Below are 18,448 nucleotides of genomic sequence, written 5' to 3'. Positions count from 1 at the left end.
TCACTTTGGTTATCATTTATCCTGTTGGGCGGGAATAATACGCCGTTTTTGCTAAGAGGAACTTAACAGCTGTAAATTCTTACTTGGTTTTCATTAAGCTGCTGATGAGCAAACAGCTTTGCAATGAAAGCAAAGCGTTAAATTGCTGGATTTTGTTAATGTTCTACCTAGATTAATTTCGCAATCTGCTTGTAAACTCGGTATAATCTTTTTCTTTTTATTATTTATAAGCATGAAGCTGCTGCGTGGATTAGATAACATCTCCTGTTTTTCGCAGGGCACGGTTGCAACGATTGGTAATTTTGATGGCGTGCATCGTGGGCATCAGGCTTTATTAACCAAATTGCTGACGCATGCAAATCGTCTGCAATTGCCTTCGGTTGTTTTATTGTTTGAGCCCCAGCCAGGTGAGTTTTTCCATAAACAGCAATCTCCAGCTAGACTATCAAGTCTGCGTGAAAAATTAGAAGTATTCAAACATTATAATATTGATTATGTGTGCTGCCTGAAATTTAATAAAGAACTTGCTTTAATGGCAGCTGAAGATTTTGCAAGGCATTATTTCTTTTCATTATTGCAGATAAAATATCTATTGGTCGGAGAGGATTTTCGCTTTGGCCAACAGCGAAAAGGTGACGTTCATTTAATTCGAGAAATGGGGAAAGAGCAAGACTGTTGTGTTGAGACTTTTCCTGATGTTGCTTTAGAAAGTGAACGTATCAGCTCGACTAAGATTAGAGAAGCTTTAGCGAAGGGAGATCTTAATCGAGCTTCTATACTGTTAGGAAGGACCTTTACGCTTTGTGGTCGGGTTATTCGAGGGGATGGGCGTGGAAGGCAGTGGGGAATACCCACGGCTAATTTAAGCATGCACAGGCTTTCGTTACCCTTAAAAGGTGTGTTCTGTGTGCAGATAGAAAGAAATGGACTATGGTTTACAGGAGTTGCTAATCTGGGAAGTAGACCTACTGTTGATGGCACCAAAAATGTTCTTGAAATCCACTTGTTTGATTTCGATGAAAATCTATATGGAGAGATGCTGCAAGTATTCTTCTTGCACAAGTTGCGAGATGAGATTAAATTTTCTTCAATAGATGCTTTGATAAAGCAAATTCATGATGATGTTAATGCGGCTAAAGCTTATTTTTGTGCGATACCAGGAGTCTAGGGGGCTGGTTTGGCCAAAATAGTGAAATATACTTCTTCGCAACTTAACGTTTTTTAGTAGAGTAGATGAAATGGCAGAATATAAAGATACCTTAAATTTACCAGATACAACGTTTCCAATGAAAGCTAACCTCGCACAGCGCGAGCCTCAAATGTTAGCTGACTGGGAGTCCAAAGGTATTTATGAAAAAATTAGGGAAGCCCGTCAAAACTGCGAGCGGTTTATTCTTCACGATGGTCCTCCTTATGCAAACGGACATTTGCACTGCGGTCATGCTCTTAACAAGATTTTGAAAGACATTATTAATAAATCTAAATGTCTGAGTGGCTTTGATACTCCTTTTGTTCCAGGTTGGGATTGCCACGGTTTACCGATTGAACTCAATGTAGAAAAGAAAATAGGCAAAGCTGGCATGAAAGTAAGTGCTAGTGAATTCCGCTTAAAATGTCGGGAATATGCGGCAAGTCAGATTGATATCCAACGCGAGGAATTTAAACGCTTGGGTGTTTTTGGTGACTGGGAGCATCCTTATGTCACGATGGATTATTCTTATGAAGCCAATATTATTCGTGCTCTTGGTAAAGTCATTGAGAATGGTCACTTGCAGCAGGGATTTAAGCCGGTTCATTGGTGTGTTGATTGCGGTTCTGCCTTAGCTGAAGCTGAGGTTGACTACGAAGATAAAACATCGCCTTCAATTGACGTTGCTTTTTTTGCAGTGCAACCCAAAGATTTGATCTCGGTAATATCAGAGAGTCTACCTGTTAAACCAGTGATTGTGCCTATCTGGACAACAACGCCTTGGACCCTACCAGCCAATGAAGCGGTGTGCTTACACCCTGAGCTTGACTATTTATTATTAGAAGTCAATCAACAGTATTTTTTAGTAGTTGCTGATCTTGTTGAGTCAGTAATGACTCGTTATGGGTATAAAGATTATAAAACTGTCGGTAATGCCAAAGGTAAACAGTTTGAAAGAATTGCTCTACAACATCCGTTCAATGATAGACAAGTTCCCATCATTTTAGGCGAACATGTAACAACAGATGCGGGTACTGGCTGTGTACATACTGCGCCTGCTCATGGTCCAGAAGATTATCAAGTTGGCTTAGCCTATAATTTGCCTTTAATTAATCCTGTTTTAACGAATGGCTGTTATCATGCGGAAGTTCCTTTATTTGCAGGTCTTTCTGTACTCAAAGCCAATGATAGAATCATAGAAACTCTTAATGAGCGTACTGTGCTTCTTCATCATGAATCTATTCGCCACAGTTACCCTCATTGCTGGCGTCATAAAACTCCAATGATTTTTCTTGCTACCCCACAATGGTTTATTGCTATGGATAAGAATGGCCTACGTCATTCGATAGCTGCGGTAATTAATAAGGTCAACTGGATACCTGAATGGGGTAAGGCACGTATTGCAAATATGGTAGAGACTCGTCCTGACTGGTGTATTTCTCGCCAACGAGCCTGGGGAACACCCATGACTTTATTTGTTCACAAAAATAGTCGTGAACTACACCCAAATACGGTTGAATTAATTGAGAAAATAGCGACTAGAATGGAAAAGCAAGGTATTGATGCCTGGTTTGATCTTGATATCAACGAATTTTTAGGAGCAGATGCCAAGAACTATGAGAAGATAACCGATACACTTGATGTTTGGTTTGATTCAGGAGTCTCCCATTACTGTGTCTTAAAGCAAAATGCAGAGTTAGGTTTGCCTGCAGACGTGTATTTTGAGGGTTCCGACCAACACCGAGGATGGTTCAACTCTTCCTTAACCACGGCGGTAGCTATTTATGGACATGCTCCTTATAAGAGTGTCTTAACCCACGGCTATACTGTGGATGCAGAAGGTAGAAAATTGTCCAAATCTAAAGGAAATTATGTTGCTTTAGATAAGTTGATCAACCAGCATGGAGCGGATATTTTGCGTTTATGGGTTTCTTCAACAGATTATCGTCATGAGGTTAGTATCTCAGAAGAAATTATTAAACGTAATGCGGATGCTTACCGCAGAATTCGCAACACATCGCGTTTTTTGCTAGCTAATTTGTTTGATTTTATACCTGAAACAGATTGTATTCCTGCGAATCAACTCGTCGAGCTAGATCGTTGGGCAATCAAGCGTTCACAGCAATTACAAGAGGAAATTATAGAGGCTTATAAAAATTATCATTTCCACGTAATTTATCAGAAAATTCATAATTTCTGTGCTGTGGATATGGGTAGTTTTTACCTGGATGTCATTAAGGATCGTCAATATACCACGGCTAAAAACAGTATAGCCAGACGCTCCTGTCAAACAGCAATGTTTCATATCATCCATGCACTGACGCGATGGCTAGCTCCAATTTTGTCATTTACTGCAGAAGAAATCTGGCAGGTTATTCCAGGGCAGAACAGTGAGTCTGTTTTTATAGAGCGATGGTATGAGCAATGGCCCGCAATAGACGATGTGGATATGGCATATTGGGAGCGATTGCAGGCTATTCGTGATGAAGTTAACAAAGCATTGGAGAATCAACGTAAGGAAGGATTAATTGGCTCAGCTTTGGCAGCGCAAGTAACGATTTATGCAGACGATAAGACTTTTCCTTTGCTTGATAAATTGGGTGATGAACTAAGATTTGTTTTAATTACTTCTGCTACTGAGGTTCAACCTATGGCTGCTTGCACGGATAAAAGCATTGCTAATGATGAGTTAGGGGTAGCTATCATTGTGCATCCAAGCAATTATGAAAAGTGTGATCGTTGCTGGCATAGACGAGAAGATGTAGGTGCTGATGCAAATCATCCGGAGTTGTGCCAACGTTGTGTCGATAATATTAGTGGTCGGGATGAAGTGAGACATTTCGCATGAAAAAATGGCCTTGGTTTTTGTTAAGCATTGCAGTTATTTTGGTTGATCAATGGTCTAAATATTGGGCTGCTACAACTTTTGTGCCTTATCAGCCCGAAGCATTACTGCCTATGGTTAATTTCACCTTGGCTTATAACACGGGAGCAGCATTTAGCTTTCTTAGTGGCACAGGGGGGTGGCATCGCTGGTTTTTTGCCAGCTTTAGTATCTTAATGAGTATTTTCTTAATAATCTGGTTAATTCGCTTACCCCCTAAAGCTAAACTTCAATCACTTGCCGTGAGTCTTATACTTGGCGGAGCTGTAGGAAATTTATATGACAGAGCAGCTTTGGGGCATGTAATTGATTTTATTGATGTCTATTATAAGAATCATCATTGGCCCGTCTTCAATCTGGCTGATAGTGCCATTTGTATCGGGGCTTTTTTCTTACTTATTGATTTATGCAAAAACCCCAGTCGATAGAGCATGTAACTGCTTGCTCTCGGGATTTATAATGCTAACTGCCGCAACAGCCGGCAGACTCAGATAGTGCTCAGCTTCATCCCACTCAATTTCTGCTGGAAATAATCGTAGCATAGGCAAACATTTATTCAATGATGCGCAAAAGGTAAGATTTGCAGGATAGGGTCTTGCTTGATGATAACCTAAAGCCATAACTTGCATAGCTTCTGAAATGGTAGCTATACCTGGCAGATAATTCATCGAATAAATTGCTGCTGTTTGTGCAATTGCTGGTAAAAAGCCTGGGCTAGAGGCGAAATGAACCCCCGCTTGATAACTATCCTCCAGTTGTTGAGTATTCGTAATATTGCCTGCTCCAATACGCAAAGAAGGAAAATCTTGCAAAACTGTTTTTAAAATTTCTTGCTCACTACTGTTAATTTCAACAACTGCAAAGCCAACACTAGCTATTTGCTTAAGTCTGTCAAATAAAAAAGCATCAACATCTAAAGTTACAATAATTGATTGATTATCAAACAATTTATCAGTCATCATGGTTTTTTCGCTAGAGCCGCAACATTCTGTCCATGTTAGAAGAGTTGCGGCTACGAAGCAAGTATTAGTAAGGTTTTGGCGTGAGATTTCTTTTAAAAGGGGATGGAGCAGTATTTACTTCTTCGATCAACTCAGGAGTTTGGAGCGCTCTCCTGTTTGGTCCGGCCATTGCTAATCCTAAGCGATTCATGTTTTGCAACAAATTTTGCATGGTTTGCAACGGTATAGGCCTACCGTACTTAATACTAGAAAGAATAGTTTCTATGGTGGATGGAACTGGTGTTTTACCATCAGGCCCCATGAAAAAATTTCTTAGCCGCTGCACTGAGTCAGGGGTAGGGTTATTTCTCATCAATAACAATGTATGTTTATAACCCTGCACATAAGCCGCAGTATTATTATTTGTTGTCGTTTTTGACCCCTTACTCAAAGTTGGTTTAAGTGTTGGGATGGATACAGAAGGTGTGGTATTTGTATCAACATTTGACGTTTGTTTGTCTAATTGTTGTATTAAGATTTCCATATTGGCCTTGGAAGACTGAAGTTTTGTAAGTTGATTGGTAAGAAGTAACATTTCTTTTTGCATGATTTCGCTACGTTGAGTAAGGTCTTCTTTTCTTTGGCTGAAATCGTGTTCTTCTAATTGTTTATTATGGTGAACGAGCCTTTTTAAACTGGTAATTTCTGGACGAGCTTGATCGAAGTTTCTTTTAGCTTCGTCTTTGACTTTTTGAGGTAGCTCGTCAAAGTTTTCAGGGGCTTCGCCATTCAGTAAATAATACTCACCTTGATGAAACACAAGGGATTTTTTGGAAGAGATTACAAAAGCAGCTTTATCAATGGAAGTGACTGGTTGGCCCTGCTTGTCCCAGAGTTTTTTCTCTCCTTTCATCACACCAATCATATCATTGAGGCCTGCAAATTGAACATGTAGGCCATTGTGTTCATGAAGCAACTGTTTAGCTCGTTGCTCCCTACTTTCGCTACTTTCAACATTTTCGCTATTGTCGCTATTACCTGCAAGTAAATCGCCAATACTGTTAGCTTGTTTTTTCAGGGTTTTTTCGAGATCCTTAGCCCTTGCTTCCATGAGCTCTATTGTAGAAGTTGGTGATTTTAGTTGTGCTTGCATAAGGGAGAGGGTAATCAACATCGTGCTGATTTGCTCATGAGGGCTTGTTTGTTCAGCTTCAGCGCTTGAAGTAGTTTGACCTTTAAGCTGATTAATTTTAGCTTCGAGAGCTTCTATTGCTTTGATCCGCTCTTCATGGCTCATATAAAACGAATTTACTAGCAGCCCAAAATGATCAAGTGTCGTAATATGTTGATCCAGATGATGGTAGCGACTTGCAATCTCTAGTGCCAGTTCATCAAGCTTATCGAATTCCTCTTCGAGCTCCTCTGATTCTTTGACTTTGTCTTTTAAAATTTTCTCCAGAGCAGCAATAGATTCCGAATAGGCAGCTACAGCTGCATAGGCTTCGCTTTTTGAGGTAGACCCGCTTGTAGTCTCAGTTGTATGATGCAATTTTTTATCAATGTCTTTTTGTATTTCAGCGTTCTTTATTTTGGCTTCGGCTTCTTTTTCATAAAGTAAACCTAAGAGGAGAGCCGCTAGTGCTCGTTGTCTTCTGGTTTCTGCATCTAATTGTTGTTGATGAATTTCATTTTCGATAGAGGCAATTTCGGCCAATCGCTCGCCAATCATGGCCTGAACATCACGTCCAGCCGGTGACTTTAGGAAAGTGATGACATCTTTTGCTGTCTTCAAACCATAACGGCTAAGGTATATTGTCGCCAGGTAAGAAGGGTTTACTTCGGGATCATTAGGGTGATAGATATGTTTTTCTTTTCTATCCTGTTTTAACTCTCTTGCCTCCAGAGTTGCAAACCATTTCTCCAATTGCGATGCAGTTAAACTGACAGAGTTCCCTGCTTTGGATCTCAGTTGGATTGATTCATCTTCTTTGGAAGGAGAGGGAGAAATTTGTTTTTGCCCCATGGACTTTTTGGGGCTCATCTCGAGTGCGTTTTCCATAGACTTTTTGGGGCTCCCCTCAAGGGTGCTTTGCACACGTAATGCTTCAGTGATTTTGGTTGTGTTAGCCATGGCAAACCCTCAGATAAAATCAATATATTGTATACTCAAGAAACTTCAAAATGCCATTTTTAACTGGAGCCTTTTCTATCCAAGAGGTTTTGTAGAAACTTCTTAGGTAAAAAGATCAAAGCGGCTAAAACTTAGCATTTTGAAGTACCTTGGCTATAAGTATACACTATTCATATGGCTAGACAATAGTCAAAATGGTTTTAAAAAGAGCTAAAATGTGCATTAATGACGCAACTTTTTTACCAACACTCTTCAGCTTGTGCTATCGGAGTGCCCTTGGGGCCTGGTGAGATGCTTTTAACCCCTAAATGATCAAGCGTTAAGGTTTGACATTCCAGGTCATTCACTTGAGAGTTTCTGGGGATTGCTTGCAGACTATAAGTATCCACGGTCTGTGATGCTATTTTTAAAAGATACCATTTCTCCTGCGATAAATTATTATCTTTTATGTCTGTAGTTTTTTCAAAACCAAGCGTAGCTGTTTCGTAAGTATGTTGCTCAGCATAGAAGTGTTCCAAACGATTTGCTAAATCAAGTAATGCTAATTGCCCATCATATCTTCTTGTGTGAAGGATATAATGACGATAACTCGGGTAGGCAAAGCAGATTAAGATTCCCATGATAATAATTACAGTCATTAGTTCAATCAGTGAAAATCCTTTACTTAGCATGATGTTTAGTCTTTTAGTTTAGGGTCTTGTATACCATATTACTCTCTTCGCCGAAAAGCCTTGATTTTGAGTATCGTAGTGCAGTATACATGTGTGAGCAACGAAGCACAGAAACTCAAGACTTTTCAACTCAAGCTAGCGAATTGTATACAGACCCTAGTCGATTATGTTGTTCTACGCATGAATGGTTGGGGTTTCCTGTAGTGCTGTTATTGGCGAGTGATCGTCGGATCTTGGATGAAATAAAGTCGTATGCTGTGGATTATTTTCAGACGATTCCAGATTGGGCAAAGTATTACTAAGAAGCTTTTTAAGTACACATCCTGTTGAAGAATGCGGTAACCGTTCTATTCTCATCGGATCCAGAAGACAATACTCCACGTCTGTATTTGTTTTATGTAAACTCTTTTCTTCTTCGCTAAATGCCCAATGATAAAGGGTGCGGCGCCAAATTTGTATCTCGGCAACGAGTTGCTGCTTAATATTTCCTGCAAAATTATCAAGTTTATTACTGCCTAAAGTAATCGCGTAAGCTGTGAGTTGGAGTAAACGCCCTAAAGAGTTGTCCCAAATTATCCCAGCTACTGTTAACGAGTAGCCAACGCCTAAGGCAAATATGCGGCTTATAGGATCCAGAAGGGTTAAAGTAAAACGAATCAGAAAAAATAAAACATCAATCGTTGGTAATATAATCAGATTTTTAAGAAGTAAAAAGGGCGGCCAGATAAGAAGCATTGCAATATTGACTGAAATATTGAGCCATTGATTTTGTGCGTAATGCTGAATTGGGCTGCTAAAGCCATAGAGTGGCGATAAACGAAAGCCTGGCAAATAACCCCAACTATTAGGACGAGTGGCGAATTCAATTAAAATGTTTCCTAATATTTGCCAATTTCCAAGAATGGCCAACGTTTTACTCATAAATTTTGTTATTCCTCTAAAAGGAACATGAATAAATAAAGAACTAAGCTCAAGTAATGGAATAGTAGTTATTGCCAGAAAGAAATCACAGAGTGCTGCAGTCAGTTGCTTGCTTGTGTTAATAAATAAAGTTCGGCTTTTTTTTAAACCAGAGATAAATCCCTTATGATAACCATAATAATAAGCTTCAACGAAGGGACCGCCAATCAGTTTGGCGATGTTTAATGCCCCGCGAAGTAGCCATTTAATTGAGCCGAGAAGCCAATCATCACCAGGGTGCATAACCGTATCATAGATAGCCGCACCTCCTTTTGCTCCTAATGCCGCATAATTTATATAGGGAAAATATCCCATTTCTTCTTCAAGGGTGGGGATGGTTTTACACAATCCGTAGCCCAAACTTATTGCTAACGCGACAACGATTGCTACTTCTGCAGGCTCTTCTTTTAGCAAGCTGATTGCTTTAATAAAAAATTGATCGAGATCACCACCAACGACGACACCTTGCCAGTAAGTCATTGCTGCTGAAACTGCTTCAGAAGTAGTGCCATGGCTCATCCATTTAGCCAATGCTTGGGTTGGTTTTATCCCATAGGTTAGACCATTAAGATGCAACTTCATCAGGATAGAGGTGAGAGTTTCTGGTGCAATTACAGCTCCGGCACCATAAGCATAAGCCGCCATTGCTAAACTACCAAGAATTGGATTTTTTTCGCTGGTATCTACAAAAAAACCACCAATATGTCGTAAAACCCCCAAAAATCGATGCAAGGGGTTTTCATATGGCGGAGGACTTGGAGGATGCATTTCCCGTACGATGGTGTAACTATTTTCTTTGAGTTGAATTTTTACAAAATCTTCCAACGTCAATCCATCTGTTAATAAACCATGAGCATATAAGGCGTCTTGCAGATAACTTGAACGGCGATGAGTAGTTCTTTCTTTAGAGGATTCTTCTTCAAGAGGCTTCAGTTCTTCGTGTTGTGTATGAATATGCTTAAAGAATTCTTTGTATAAATCCTGAGTAAATTGATTGATGCGCTGAAATAGATGACTAAAAAAAATAGGTAAGCGTGAAAAAAAAGCTTTGAGTTGTAAGCTGGCTCGTTCGGGCAAATAAAGATGATGTTTCCCCAGCTGGCTTAGGATATATAGATCTTCGCCTTGAGGCAAAGGGTAAAATAGGCCCTTTTCCTCAAAGTAATTAATCGTAGCCAGGTCATCGTCTAATCGTATTATTACTTGTCGGGAAGGCAATTCAACCCAGTCTCCATTTGGACGAGTTGTTAACCAGTTCTTAGCTTCCTCAACTGAATTGGCTTTAATATGTGTAGGAGTTTTGTGTTTGCTGATACCTGCCATTAATTGTTCTAAGGTTGAATATCCAACTTGAGTAAGACCGTGTAGTTGGTAGTAGGGTTTAATCCTAGTAATCGATAAACCATCTGCTCGTGTATCCGTTTCAGTATCCTGAGTGGCTTTTTTAGGGGTTGCCAAGTGATTTATCCAATCACGCCCATCAAGCCAGAGTTTTTGTAAAAATAACTCCAAACGCTTAAAGCGATTTGCCGGGATGTTGCTTAATGAAGCGGGGGGAACCAGGTTATATTGTCGGCAAATGACGCGGATAGTGTCATTTAGCGCCTCTTCATCTTGACCTATGTGTAATTCACTATCCCATACAAACGTGTTTCCCTCTCTCATGTGATTAAAATCAAGTTGATCAAGCCTGCATACTGGATGAACACGATTAAATTGATAATGCTGGGCTGTCTGTCGTGCCTCGTAAAGTAGGCCATCTAAAACTCCTTCAGAAACAATGGGATTTGTAGCAATCAGTAAATTATTACCGCGACATTCTTCAAGAGTCGCAATTACTTTGGTACGTAATGCTTCCTGACCTGCCCAATTATCGCTTGCCAAGTCTCGTTCTGAGGGGAGTAGTTGACTTAATTTCTTAATGCAGTCTAAAGCAAGTTGATATTTAGCTTCTTGGACTTGTGTGCGTGGTTGTTGATAATGATTGGAACGAATACAGTAACGATTGATTTGAGCTATGGTATTTGCTACTAAAGAAGAAGGGCGAGCACCGGGCAGAGATTGTAATTTTTGGGGATCATGGGTAAGTAATAATATTTGGACAGTTTTCTTGTTATGGTTTGCAAAAATACGCAGATAATCGTTTCCTGGAAGCCTATAGTCCATGTTGTAGTAGCCATACAATACTGTGCCTGCTTGACTACTGATTGCAGAGCCTGTAATGGTGGGTATGGCTTCGTGGGTGGGTTTAACCTGTAAGGGAATAGGGATTTGCTGTCGCTCACCGCTTATTTTTTTTTCGACCATGGTTTAAACTATAATTGCCCACTCTTTCAACAACACTACAAGGTTTTATAGGATTATTGCAAGTGGATATCAGCAAAGTTTAGATGACAGAATTCTTAAAATGCAGATTTTAAATTAAAATTTGGAATCTAGTGATTGATGAAGAAACCAATTCCTTACTGGCAATCCAGTAGATGGACTGGTAAAATGATTCAAAAATAAACAGGACTAATAATTAATGACAAGTTACTGCGGCTATATTGCTTTGGTAGGCAGACCCAATGTCGGTAAATCAACGTTACTAAATCGTATTTTACATCAAAAGTTAAGTATTACGTCACGTAAACCTCAAACGACAAGACATAGTATTTTAGGGATACAAACGATTGATGAGTATCAATATGTCTACGTAGATACTCCTGGTATCCATCAAGGCTCAAAAAAAGTAATGAACCGTATGATGAATAAAACGGCTAAAACTGTATTACGCGATGTTGATGTGATTGCTTTTATCGTTGAGGGCACGCACTGGACAGATGAGGATGAGTATGTTCTTCATCTAATTAAGCAGGCTAATGTACCTTGTATTCTACTCATCAATAAAGTGGATAAAATTGTTGATAAAGCTCAATTGCTACCATTTATAGACAACTTAACTCAACTTCATGATTTTGCTAAAATTATTCCTCTTTCAGCCAAAACAGGTACTCAGGTAGAGCAGTTTGAACAAGAGTTGAAAGCTTACTTGCCAGAGGGACCCCATTTGTTTGCTGAAGATCAATTTACCGATCGCCCCATCCGTTTTCTTTGTGCAGAATTGCTACGTGAAAAAATTTTCCGCTTATGTGGGCAAGAGTTGCCTTATGCAACAACGGTAGAAATTGAATCGTTTAGAGATGAAGGTAATTTGGTACGTATTCATGCACTAATCTTGGTTGAGAAAGACAACCATAAACGGATTATTATCGGTGATAAAGGTCAAAAGTTAAAAGAGATGGCAACCAGTGCACGTATAGATATGGAAAATTTATTAGGTAAAAAAGTTTTTCTACAATGTTGGTGTAAAGTAAAAACTGGTTGGGCGGATGATGAACGAATGTTAAAGCAACTAGGTTATGACAGCTGAAACCCTTGAGGCTTGGGTTTTACATAAACGCCCGTCAGGCGATACCAGTGTGCGGGCAACTTTCTTTACTCGAGAAAAAGGAATAGTTAATTGTCTGTGCAAAGGAGGAAGGACTCCTAAAAAGCAAGCGATTTTGCAAGCGTTTACTCCTTTATGGCTTTCAGTAGAGGCACGAAAAGAATGGTACTATGTGCGTCAGTTTGAGAATACTTCTGCTGCACTCGACATAAAAGGCAATGCTCTTTTTGCCGGCCTATATCTTAATGAACTGCTATATTACACTCTAAGTCCCCACGATGCTCATCCTGATCTCTATGAGGTGTATGTTCAGACTCTTCAAGGATTAATCATTGTAACGGATAATTTAGCTATAGAGGTCTTATTGAGACGCTTTGAATGGGCTTTATTACTAGCTTGCGGTCAAGGTATCTCATTGACTGAAGAAGCTCATTCAGCGAATTTAATTGATGGTGATAAATCTTATCGGTTCATTGTTAATGAAGGGTTTTTACCCGCCAAGGCTGGATTGGCAGGTAAAGACATTTTGGCGCTTTCGCAGGGGCATTTAGATGACATAAATGTGCTTAAAACTGCTAAGTTGATTATGCGTCAAGCCATTGATCATCTTTTGGGAGGAAAAACCTTAAAATCGCGTGCATTATACGCACAAAAAAAGTCATAGATCACCCATACTTTTATGGGGTTGGTTTCACGCGATAAAGCTGCCATTGTGAATATTCTTTAGGAAGTGGCACTGCAAGCAACCAAGGACTTGTTTGAGGATTAAATTCTGTGTGATGTTCAAGAGGGCACAGAAGCACTAAATCTACCTTCCTTCTCAGTATCATTTGTTCGACAATTGATTCTGTGCTTTTAAAAAAAAGAATACTATCCTTTAATCCTTCGGGATTGTGGTGATCATTCGTAGCTACAATTGCATAGCGGGTAGAATAAAGCAGCAAGGGTCCATAATTACTGTGTGCAAAAATAATTTTATCTTGATTAAATTGTGGTTGATTTAAAAAATCATCGCGTAATATTAAATACAATTGCTGTTGACATAATTGCTGGGAATCCACGAAATAATCTTTGGCCAGCATTAAAATTAAAAAAGGTAGGCACACCATTAGTATCAGAAATGGCAATCTAAAAAGCTGGCGTGTATTTTCAATTTCACGGATGAAAAAAGACATCAATAGGATATTAAGGGGTGTGGCGAATTCGACCCAACGATACATATAAGCTGTCAGCAAAGTCGTAATAATTGCTGCCCATAGGAAGAGTAATTTACTAATGCAAAGGCTATTAGATAAATAAAGGTAGTAACAATAACCAGCACCAATTATAAAATAACAAATTATTGCTAAACCAAGAGAACTATCAATATTGAATGGTGAATAGAATTCTGAAAGGGTAGGAAAGAAATGCCGAAGCAAGTAAGGCTCGGCCTGATTATAAGGTCCCCGATAAAAGCCGGGGAATAACCAGTTCATGATTAAAAAAATAATTACTATCGCAACGAAGCTATAAGCAAGTTTGATTAGATTGCTTTTTAATTGCAAAAATTTGCTATAAATTGTGAAACTTAGGGTTAATAGTAGAAGAAACGTTAGATGAGTTATAGAGATTATGTCATGAGCTACGGTAAAAAAGTGGCGATGTTCAAGGTAAATTATAATAGCAAAACCGAGACATAAATTGATTAAAAATAGACTGACAATCTGCCAGCGCATGGTTTGCTTTATTAATGCTAGCCAAAAAAGAAAGCTTAAACCGATTAGTAATAGCACAATGAAGCTAATACTAGTCCATGCTCCTAAGCTGGCAACCAGTGCTGTAGCAACAGCAATGGCCGTTTTATCACTCCTAATTAATCTTAATAAAAATCCCCAATAAACAATACTTAAAGTAATTAATAAAAAATCATAATCAACCCTCAAAGGAATAAAGAAAGTGTTTAGGAAAGGGTTAAGTAAAAAAGCAGATAATACAAAGAGTTGTTGATAAACGGTGGGCTTTAATGGTTTGATTGCCCACAACATTGCCCATGCTGCAATCGTATTAAAAATTATAGGTAACCAAAAACCCCAGTGATAAAGTGCTGTTGAGAGTGACATGAAGTAACTGAGTAATAAAGCTCCTCCAGCTAGCAAAGCTGTAACCAAATTTGTCCAACTATGCGTCTTTGCTCCCCATGGTGCATTAAGCCGGGAGTTAAAATGGTAATACCAATCTTTATTGTTTAGCAGATCAGAGGCAATTACGAGGTGCATATAAGCATCCTGTTCGTATACATAATAGCGACCATGGGCTAAGTCTTTGATATTTGAAAAATTATTGCCAAATAGAATAAGCAGCGTAAGGAAGATAAACAGACAATTGCGAATAGTGAAATATTTTTGCAAAGAAAAGGGCATAAGACTGGTTTTTTAAATAGATTAGGCAATATTTTTCAGGAAAATCTTTAAATTTACTAGGGTCTGCTTACAATTCTACTATCTTGGCCGAAAAGCTAGCGAATTGTAAGCAGACCCTAGAGTGTAATTACTTTTATGAAGTGAAAATTGGCATGCAAATCGCTTGTTGTTAATTAATCCGCTTCAACTCCAAGTAAAAATGATTATTGCTAATTCAACTATATCAAGAAGTTCCAAAATGTATCTTAGGTATAGATACAAACTAGGTTTCGGGTGATAATTCGACACTTACTTTGGTTTAGATGGTGAAGCTATGACGAATGAAATTTTGCTAGGTGTTAACATTGATCATATTGCAACTGTGCGTCAAGCACGTGGTACTCTTTATCCTGATCCAGTGCAAGCTGCGATGGAGGCTGAGGAAGCAGGTGCTGATGGAATCACTTTACACATGCGTGAAGATTTGCGCCATATTCAAGCAAGAGATGTAAGACTTATCAAAGCGGTTTTGCAAACACGCATGAATTTAGAGCTGGCAGTTACCAATGCCATGCTTGATTTCGCCGAAGAAATTAAACCTGAACATGCTTGTCTGGTTCCAGAAAAGCGAGAGGAATTAACTACAGAAGGTGGTTTAGATGTTGTTGGGCACTATCAAAATGTTGCTGATGCAGTAAAACGTTTGCAGGTGATAGGCAGTGAAGTTTCTTTATTTATTGATCCTGATATGAAGCAAATTGAAGCAGCAGCTGCTGTTGGTGCTCCGGTAATTGAAATTCATACAGGTTGCTATGCAGATGCAACGAATCCAAAAGAGCTAGCCTATGAGTTGCAGCGCATCACTGAAGCGGCAAAATATGCCGCCAGCCTTAACTTGATTGTTAATGCAGGCCATGGTTTAAATTACCATAATGTCAAACCTATTGCGGCTATTAAAGAATTACACGAATTAAACATTGGTCATGCGATTATCGCCCGTGCTTTATTTTGTGGTTTGAAAGAGGCGGTAAAACACATGCGTCAACTCATGTTGGAAGCAAGAAGCCATGTCAAATACTGACGCTATCGTTATACGATTAACAGGTGATTCTGGTGATGGGGTGCAGCTTGTTGGCGAGCAGCTAACAATTACTGCTGCTCTAACAGGCAGGGATGTAAGAACTCTTCCGGATTTCCCTGCAGAAATTAGAGCTCCTGCGGGAACGGTTGCCGGTGTCTCTGGTTTTCAATTAGCGATGTCAGAACAAGCTATTTTTACTGCAGGTGAGTCGCTTGATGTATTAGTAGCGTTAAACCCTGCAGCTTTAAAAAATTCACTGCAATACTTAAGTGCTGGTGGTTTATTAATTATCAACGAAGATAGTTTTCAAGAGAAAGACTGGCAAAAGGCCGGGATGACCAAAGACTTTCTGGATAATGCTGCTGAGCATTATCAGTTAGTCTCTCTGCCATTGATAACTCAAACATTGCAAGCAGTGGTCTCCTTAGAGATAAGTCATGCGCAAGCAAAGAAAGCTAAAAATTTTTATGTTCTGGGCTTAGTACTTTGGTTATTTGATTTACCCACAGAGAGTTGTGTGGAGTTTATTAAGAAGAAATTTAAAACCAATCCTCAAATTGCCAAGGCCAATGAATTAACTTTGCTTGCAGGCTTTAATTATGCCATGACGTTAGAGTTGTCTCGACGACAGTTTATGTTAGGACAAGTCAGTCGGGAGAATGGGGAATATAGACAAATCACGGGTGTTGAGGCTGTTGCATTAGCCATTGCAACGCTTGCCACAGGAACAGAAACTCCATTGTTGGTGTCTGGTTATCCAATTACTCCTGCGTCAGCTATTTTGCATGAATGCGCAAGGCTGGGGGATTACGGTGTACAACTGCTGCAAGCAGAAGATGAAATTGCAGCAATTTGTGCTTGCATTGGTGCTGCTTATGGAGGATGTTTAGCTCTGACTTGTACCTCTGGTCCCGGTTTTGATTTAAAAAGTGAAAGTTTAGGACTTGCAGTAATGGCAGAGTTGCCTTTGGTTTTGGTGGATGTGCAACGTGCTGGTGCCTCAACTGGATTGCCGACTAAAACTGGTCAAAGTGATTTACGACAAGCCCTTTATGGTCGCCATGGGGAGGCACCATTGCCAGTTCTTGCGGCTAAATCGCCTTCTGATTGTTTTAATACCATCATGGAAGCATTTGCTTTGGCTATTAAGTACATGACACCTGTGATTGTTTTACTAGACGCATATCTGGCTAATGCAGCAGAACCATGGAAAATCCCTGATGTTGAGTCTTTGGAAATCCCTGTCATGAATTTCAATCGTTTTCCCAAACCTTATCAACGTGACGAAATTCTTTCGCGTAGTTGGAATGTGCCTGGTACCCCTGGATTTATTCACCAATTAGGTGGCTTGGAGAAGCAGGGAGAAGAGGGAAGGGTCAGCTATGATGCTGAGAATCACCAAAAAATGATAAAGCTTCGAGCTGATAAGATTGCTGGTATAGCGCGTGAATATCCCGCTTTAGCTATTGAAGGTAATGATAATGCCACGACTTTATTGATTGGTTGGGGTAGTACTTACGGCAGTTTAAAGTCTGCTGTTAATCAGTGTCGAGCGGAAGGATTGGCTGTGGCATTTCTTCATTTACGGCATCTAAATCCATTACCGGAAAATTTAGGCAAGTTACTTAGCAAATATGATAAAATTTTGGTGGCTGAGTTAAATTCAGGTCAGTTATGTCAAATGTTGCGAGCGAATTATCTAGTGGATGCTAGATCAATTAATCAATGCAACGGTCAACCCTTTACAGTAAGTCATTTGGTTAAAGCCATTAAATTGGAAATTGATCATGAACAATACGTATAAACGCGAGGATTTTACTAATTCCACCGAAGTACGATGGTGTCCAGGATGTGGCGATTATGCGATCTTGGCTGCTTTGCAACGCGTGCTTCCAGAGTTAGGCTTACCTCCTGAGAAGCATGTATTTGTTTCAGGAATTGGTTGCGCAGGAAGATTACCTTATTACATGAATACCTATGGTTTCCACACAATTCATGGAAGAGCTACTGCTGTGGCTACCGGCCTTAAAGCTATGCGTGATGATTTAACTGTCTGGGTTATAACAGGTGATGGAGATGCGTTAAGCATTGGTGGTAACCATTTAATTCATTGTTTAAGACGAAATGTTAACGTTAATATTTTGCTATTTAATAATCAGGTTTATGGATTAACGAAGGGACAATTTTCGCCAACTTCACAAAAAGGGCAAGTTACAAAAACATCTCCACAGGGCGTTAATAATGAGCCTGTTAATCCACTGACGATTGCATTGGCATCAGGGGCAAGCTTTGTTGCCCGAGCTGTGGATAAAGATCCTAATCACCTGGCTTCAGTAATTAAGCAAGCCTATGAACATCGAGGTTGTTCATTTGTTGAAATTTACCAGGATTGCAATATTTTTAATAATGGTGCTTTTGATGCGTTTGCTGTAAAAAACAATCGCGCTGAGCAAACTATTGTTTTGACAGAGGGTCAACCTTTAGCGTTTGGAGCCGAACAACAATGGGCTCTAGACTTAGAGGACGAGGTACTACAACGTAAGGCACATGGTGAAGCGGCTTATCGCCATGACTCCAGTAGTTTTATTGCTGCTATGCGGTTAGCACGTTTAACTTTCCCAGAATTCCCAGTTCCTTTAGGGGTGTATTATCAAAAAGAGCGTGAAATCTTCACTTTAAATAAGCCGCTTAAAAAATCAAGTACGGATTTAGCAACCTTGTTCCGTGCTAAAGCTTGCTGGCAGCAGGAAGGCAAAAGCCAATAAATGATTACTGTAAATGAG

13 protein-coding genes are annotated in these 18,448 nt (G+C 39.5%); 8 read left to right on the top strand and 5 right to left on the bottom strand.

Annotated elements, in window-relative coordinates; all coding sequences use genetic code 11:
- Window positions 1-232 precede the first annotated feature (232 nt).
- The 3 genes from ribF (at window position 233) to lspA (ending at window position 4,501) form a co-directional block, all read left to right on the top strand.
- Window positions 233-1,168, top strand: coding sequence for a bifunctional riboflavin kinase/FAD synthetase (gene ribF, locus Lbru_RS07440; protein ID WP_058441559.1), 936 nt, complete (start codon window positions 233-235; stop codon window positions 1,166-1,168).
- A gap of 70 nt (window positions 1,169-1,238) precedes the next feature.
- The gene (gene ileS / locus Lbru_RS07435) at window positions 1,239-4,037 is read left to right on the top strand and encodes an isoleucine--tRNA ligase (RefSeq protein WP_058441558.1); all 2,799 of its coding nucleotides are present in this window, start codon (window positions 1,239-1,241) and stop codon (window positions 4,035-4,037) included.
- Entirely contained in the window at window positions 4,034-4,501 is a 468-nt protein-coding gene (lspA, locus tag Lbru_RS07430) for a signal peptidase II (RefSeq protein WP_058441557.1), read from the top strand. Before ileS ends, lspA begins: the two co-directional genes overlap by 4 nt.
- On the opposite strand, the gene Lbru_RS07425 is transcribed toward lspA, so the two are convergent.
- From Lbru_RS07425 to Lbru_RS07410, 4 genes are all read right to left on the bottom strand, one after another.
- Window positions 4,478-5,035: a bifunctional 4-hydroxy-2-oxoglutarate aldolase/2-dehydro-3-deoxy-phosphogluconate aldolase gene (locus Lbru_RS07425; RefSeq protein WP_058441556.1), complete on the bottom strand. Its 558-nt coding sequence runs from the start codon at window positions 5,033-5,035 to the stop codon at window positions 4,478-4,480. The genes lspA and Lbru_RS07425 overlap by 24 nt on opposite strands.
- A gap of 64 nt (window positions 5,036-5,099) precedes the next feature.
- Window positions 5,100-7,145, bottom strand: coding sequence for a hypothetical protein (locus Lbru_RS07420; protein WP_058441555.1), 2,046 nt, complete (start codon window positions 7,143-7,145; stop codon window positions 5,100-5,102).
- Between the two features lie 239 nt (window positions 7,146-7,384).
- Complete coding sequence (locus Lbru_RS07415; RefSeq protein ID WP_058441554.1) at window positions 7,385-7,816, bottom strand: type IV pilin protein; 432 nt, start codon at window positions 7,814-7,816, stop codon at window positions 7,385-7,387.
- Between the two features lie 174 nt (window positions 7,817-7,990).
- On the bottom strand, window positions 7,991-11,083 hold the full coding sequence (locus Lbru_RS07410) for a hypothetical protein (RefSeq protein WP_058441553.1): 3,093 nt from the start codon (window positions 11,081-11,083) through the stop codon (window positions 7,991-7,993).
- A 217-nt stretch (window positions 11,084-11,300) separates the two neighbouring features.
- On the opposite strand from Lbru_RS07410, the gene era reads away from it, so the two are divergent.
- The gene (gene era / locus Lbru_RS07405; RefSeq protein WP_058441552.1) at window positions 11,301-12,188 is read left to right on the top strand and encodes a GTPase Era; all 888 of its coding nucleotides are present in this window, start codon (window positions 11,301-11,303) and stop codon (window positions 12,186-12,188) included.
- Window positions 12,178-12,870: a DNA repair protein RecO gene (gene recO / locus Lbru_RS07400; RefSeq protein WP_058441551.1), complete on the top strand. Its 693-nt coding sequence runs from the start codon at window positions 12,178-12,180 to the stop codon at window positions 12,868-12,870. Before era ends, recO begins: the two co-directional genes overlap by 11 nt.
- A gap of 13 nt (window positions 12,871-12,883) precedes the next feature.
- Here the strand turns inward: recO and Lbru_RS07395 are convergent, their stop codons facing one another.
- Window positions 12,884-14,461, bottom strand: a complete 1,578-nt coding sequence (locus Lbru_RS07395) for a hypothetical protein (RefSeq protein WP_058441550.1) — start codon at window positions 14,459-14,461, stop codon at window positions 12,884-12,886.
- A 457-nt stretch (window positions 14,462-14,918) separates the two neighbouring features.
- On the opposite strand from Lbru_RS07395, the gene pdxJ reads away from it, so the two are divergent.
- From pdxJ to Lbru_RS07380, 3 genes are read left to right on the top strand one after another with little or no spacing between them, the layout of a single operon-like run.
- Complete coding sequence (gene pdxJ / locus Lbru_RS07390) at window positions 14,919-15,665, top strand: pyridoxine 5'-phosphate synthase (RefSeq protein ID WP_058441549.1); 747 nt, start codon at window positions 14,919-14,921, stop codon at window positions 15,663-15,665.
- Window positions 15,652-17,469: a 2-oxoacid:acceptor oxidoreductase subunit alpha gene (locus Lbru_RS07385; protein WP_058441548.1), complete on the top strand. Its 1,818-nt coding sequence runs from the start codon at window positions 15,652-15,654 to the stop codon at window positions 17,467-17,469. The genes pdxJ and Lbru_RS07385 overlap by 14 nt, the downstream gene beginning before the upstream one ends.
- A complete protein-coding gene (locus tag Lbru_RS07380) occupies window positions 17,453-18,430 on the top strand; it encodes a 2-oxoacid:ferredoxin oxidoreductase subunit beta (protein ID WP_058441547.1) in 978 nt (325 codons plus the stop codon). The genes Lbru_RS07385 and Lbru_RS07380 overlap by 17 nt, the downstream gene beginning before the upstream one ends.
- Window positions 18,431-18,448 lie beyond the last annotated feature (18 nt).

This window comes from Legionella brunensis (assembly GCF_001467025.1).
Classification (GTDB): domain Bacteria; phylum Pseudomonadota; class Gammaproteobacteria; order Legionellales; family Legionellaceae; genus Tatlockia; species Tatlockia brunensis.
The sequence above is the reverse complement of the archived record's forward strand: the minus strand, read 5'-3'. Positions and strand labels throughout refer to the sequence as shown.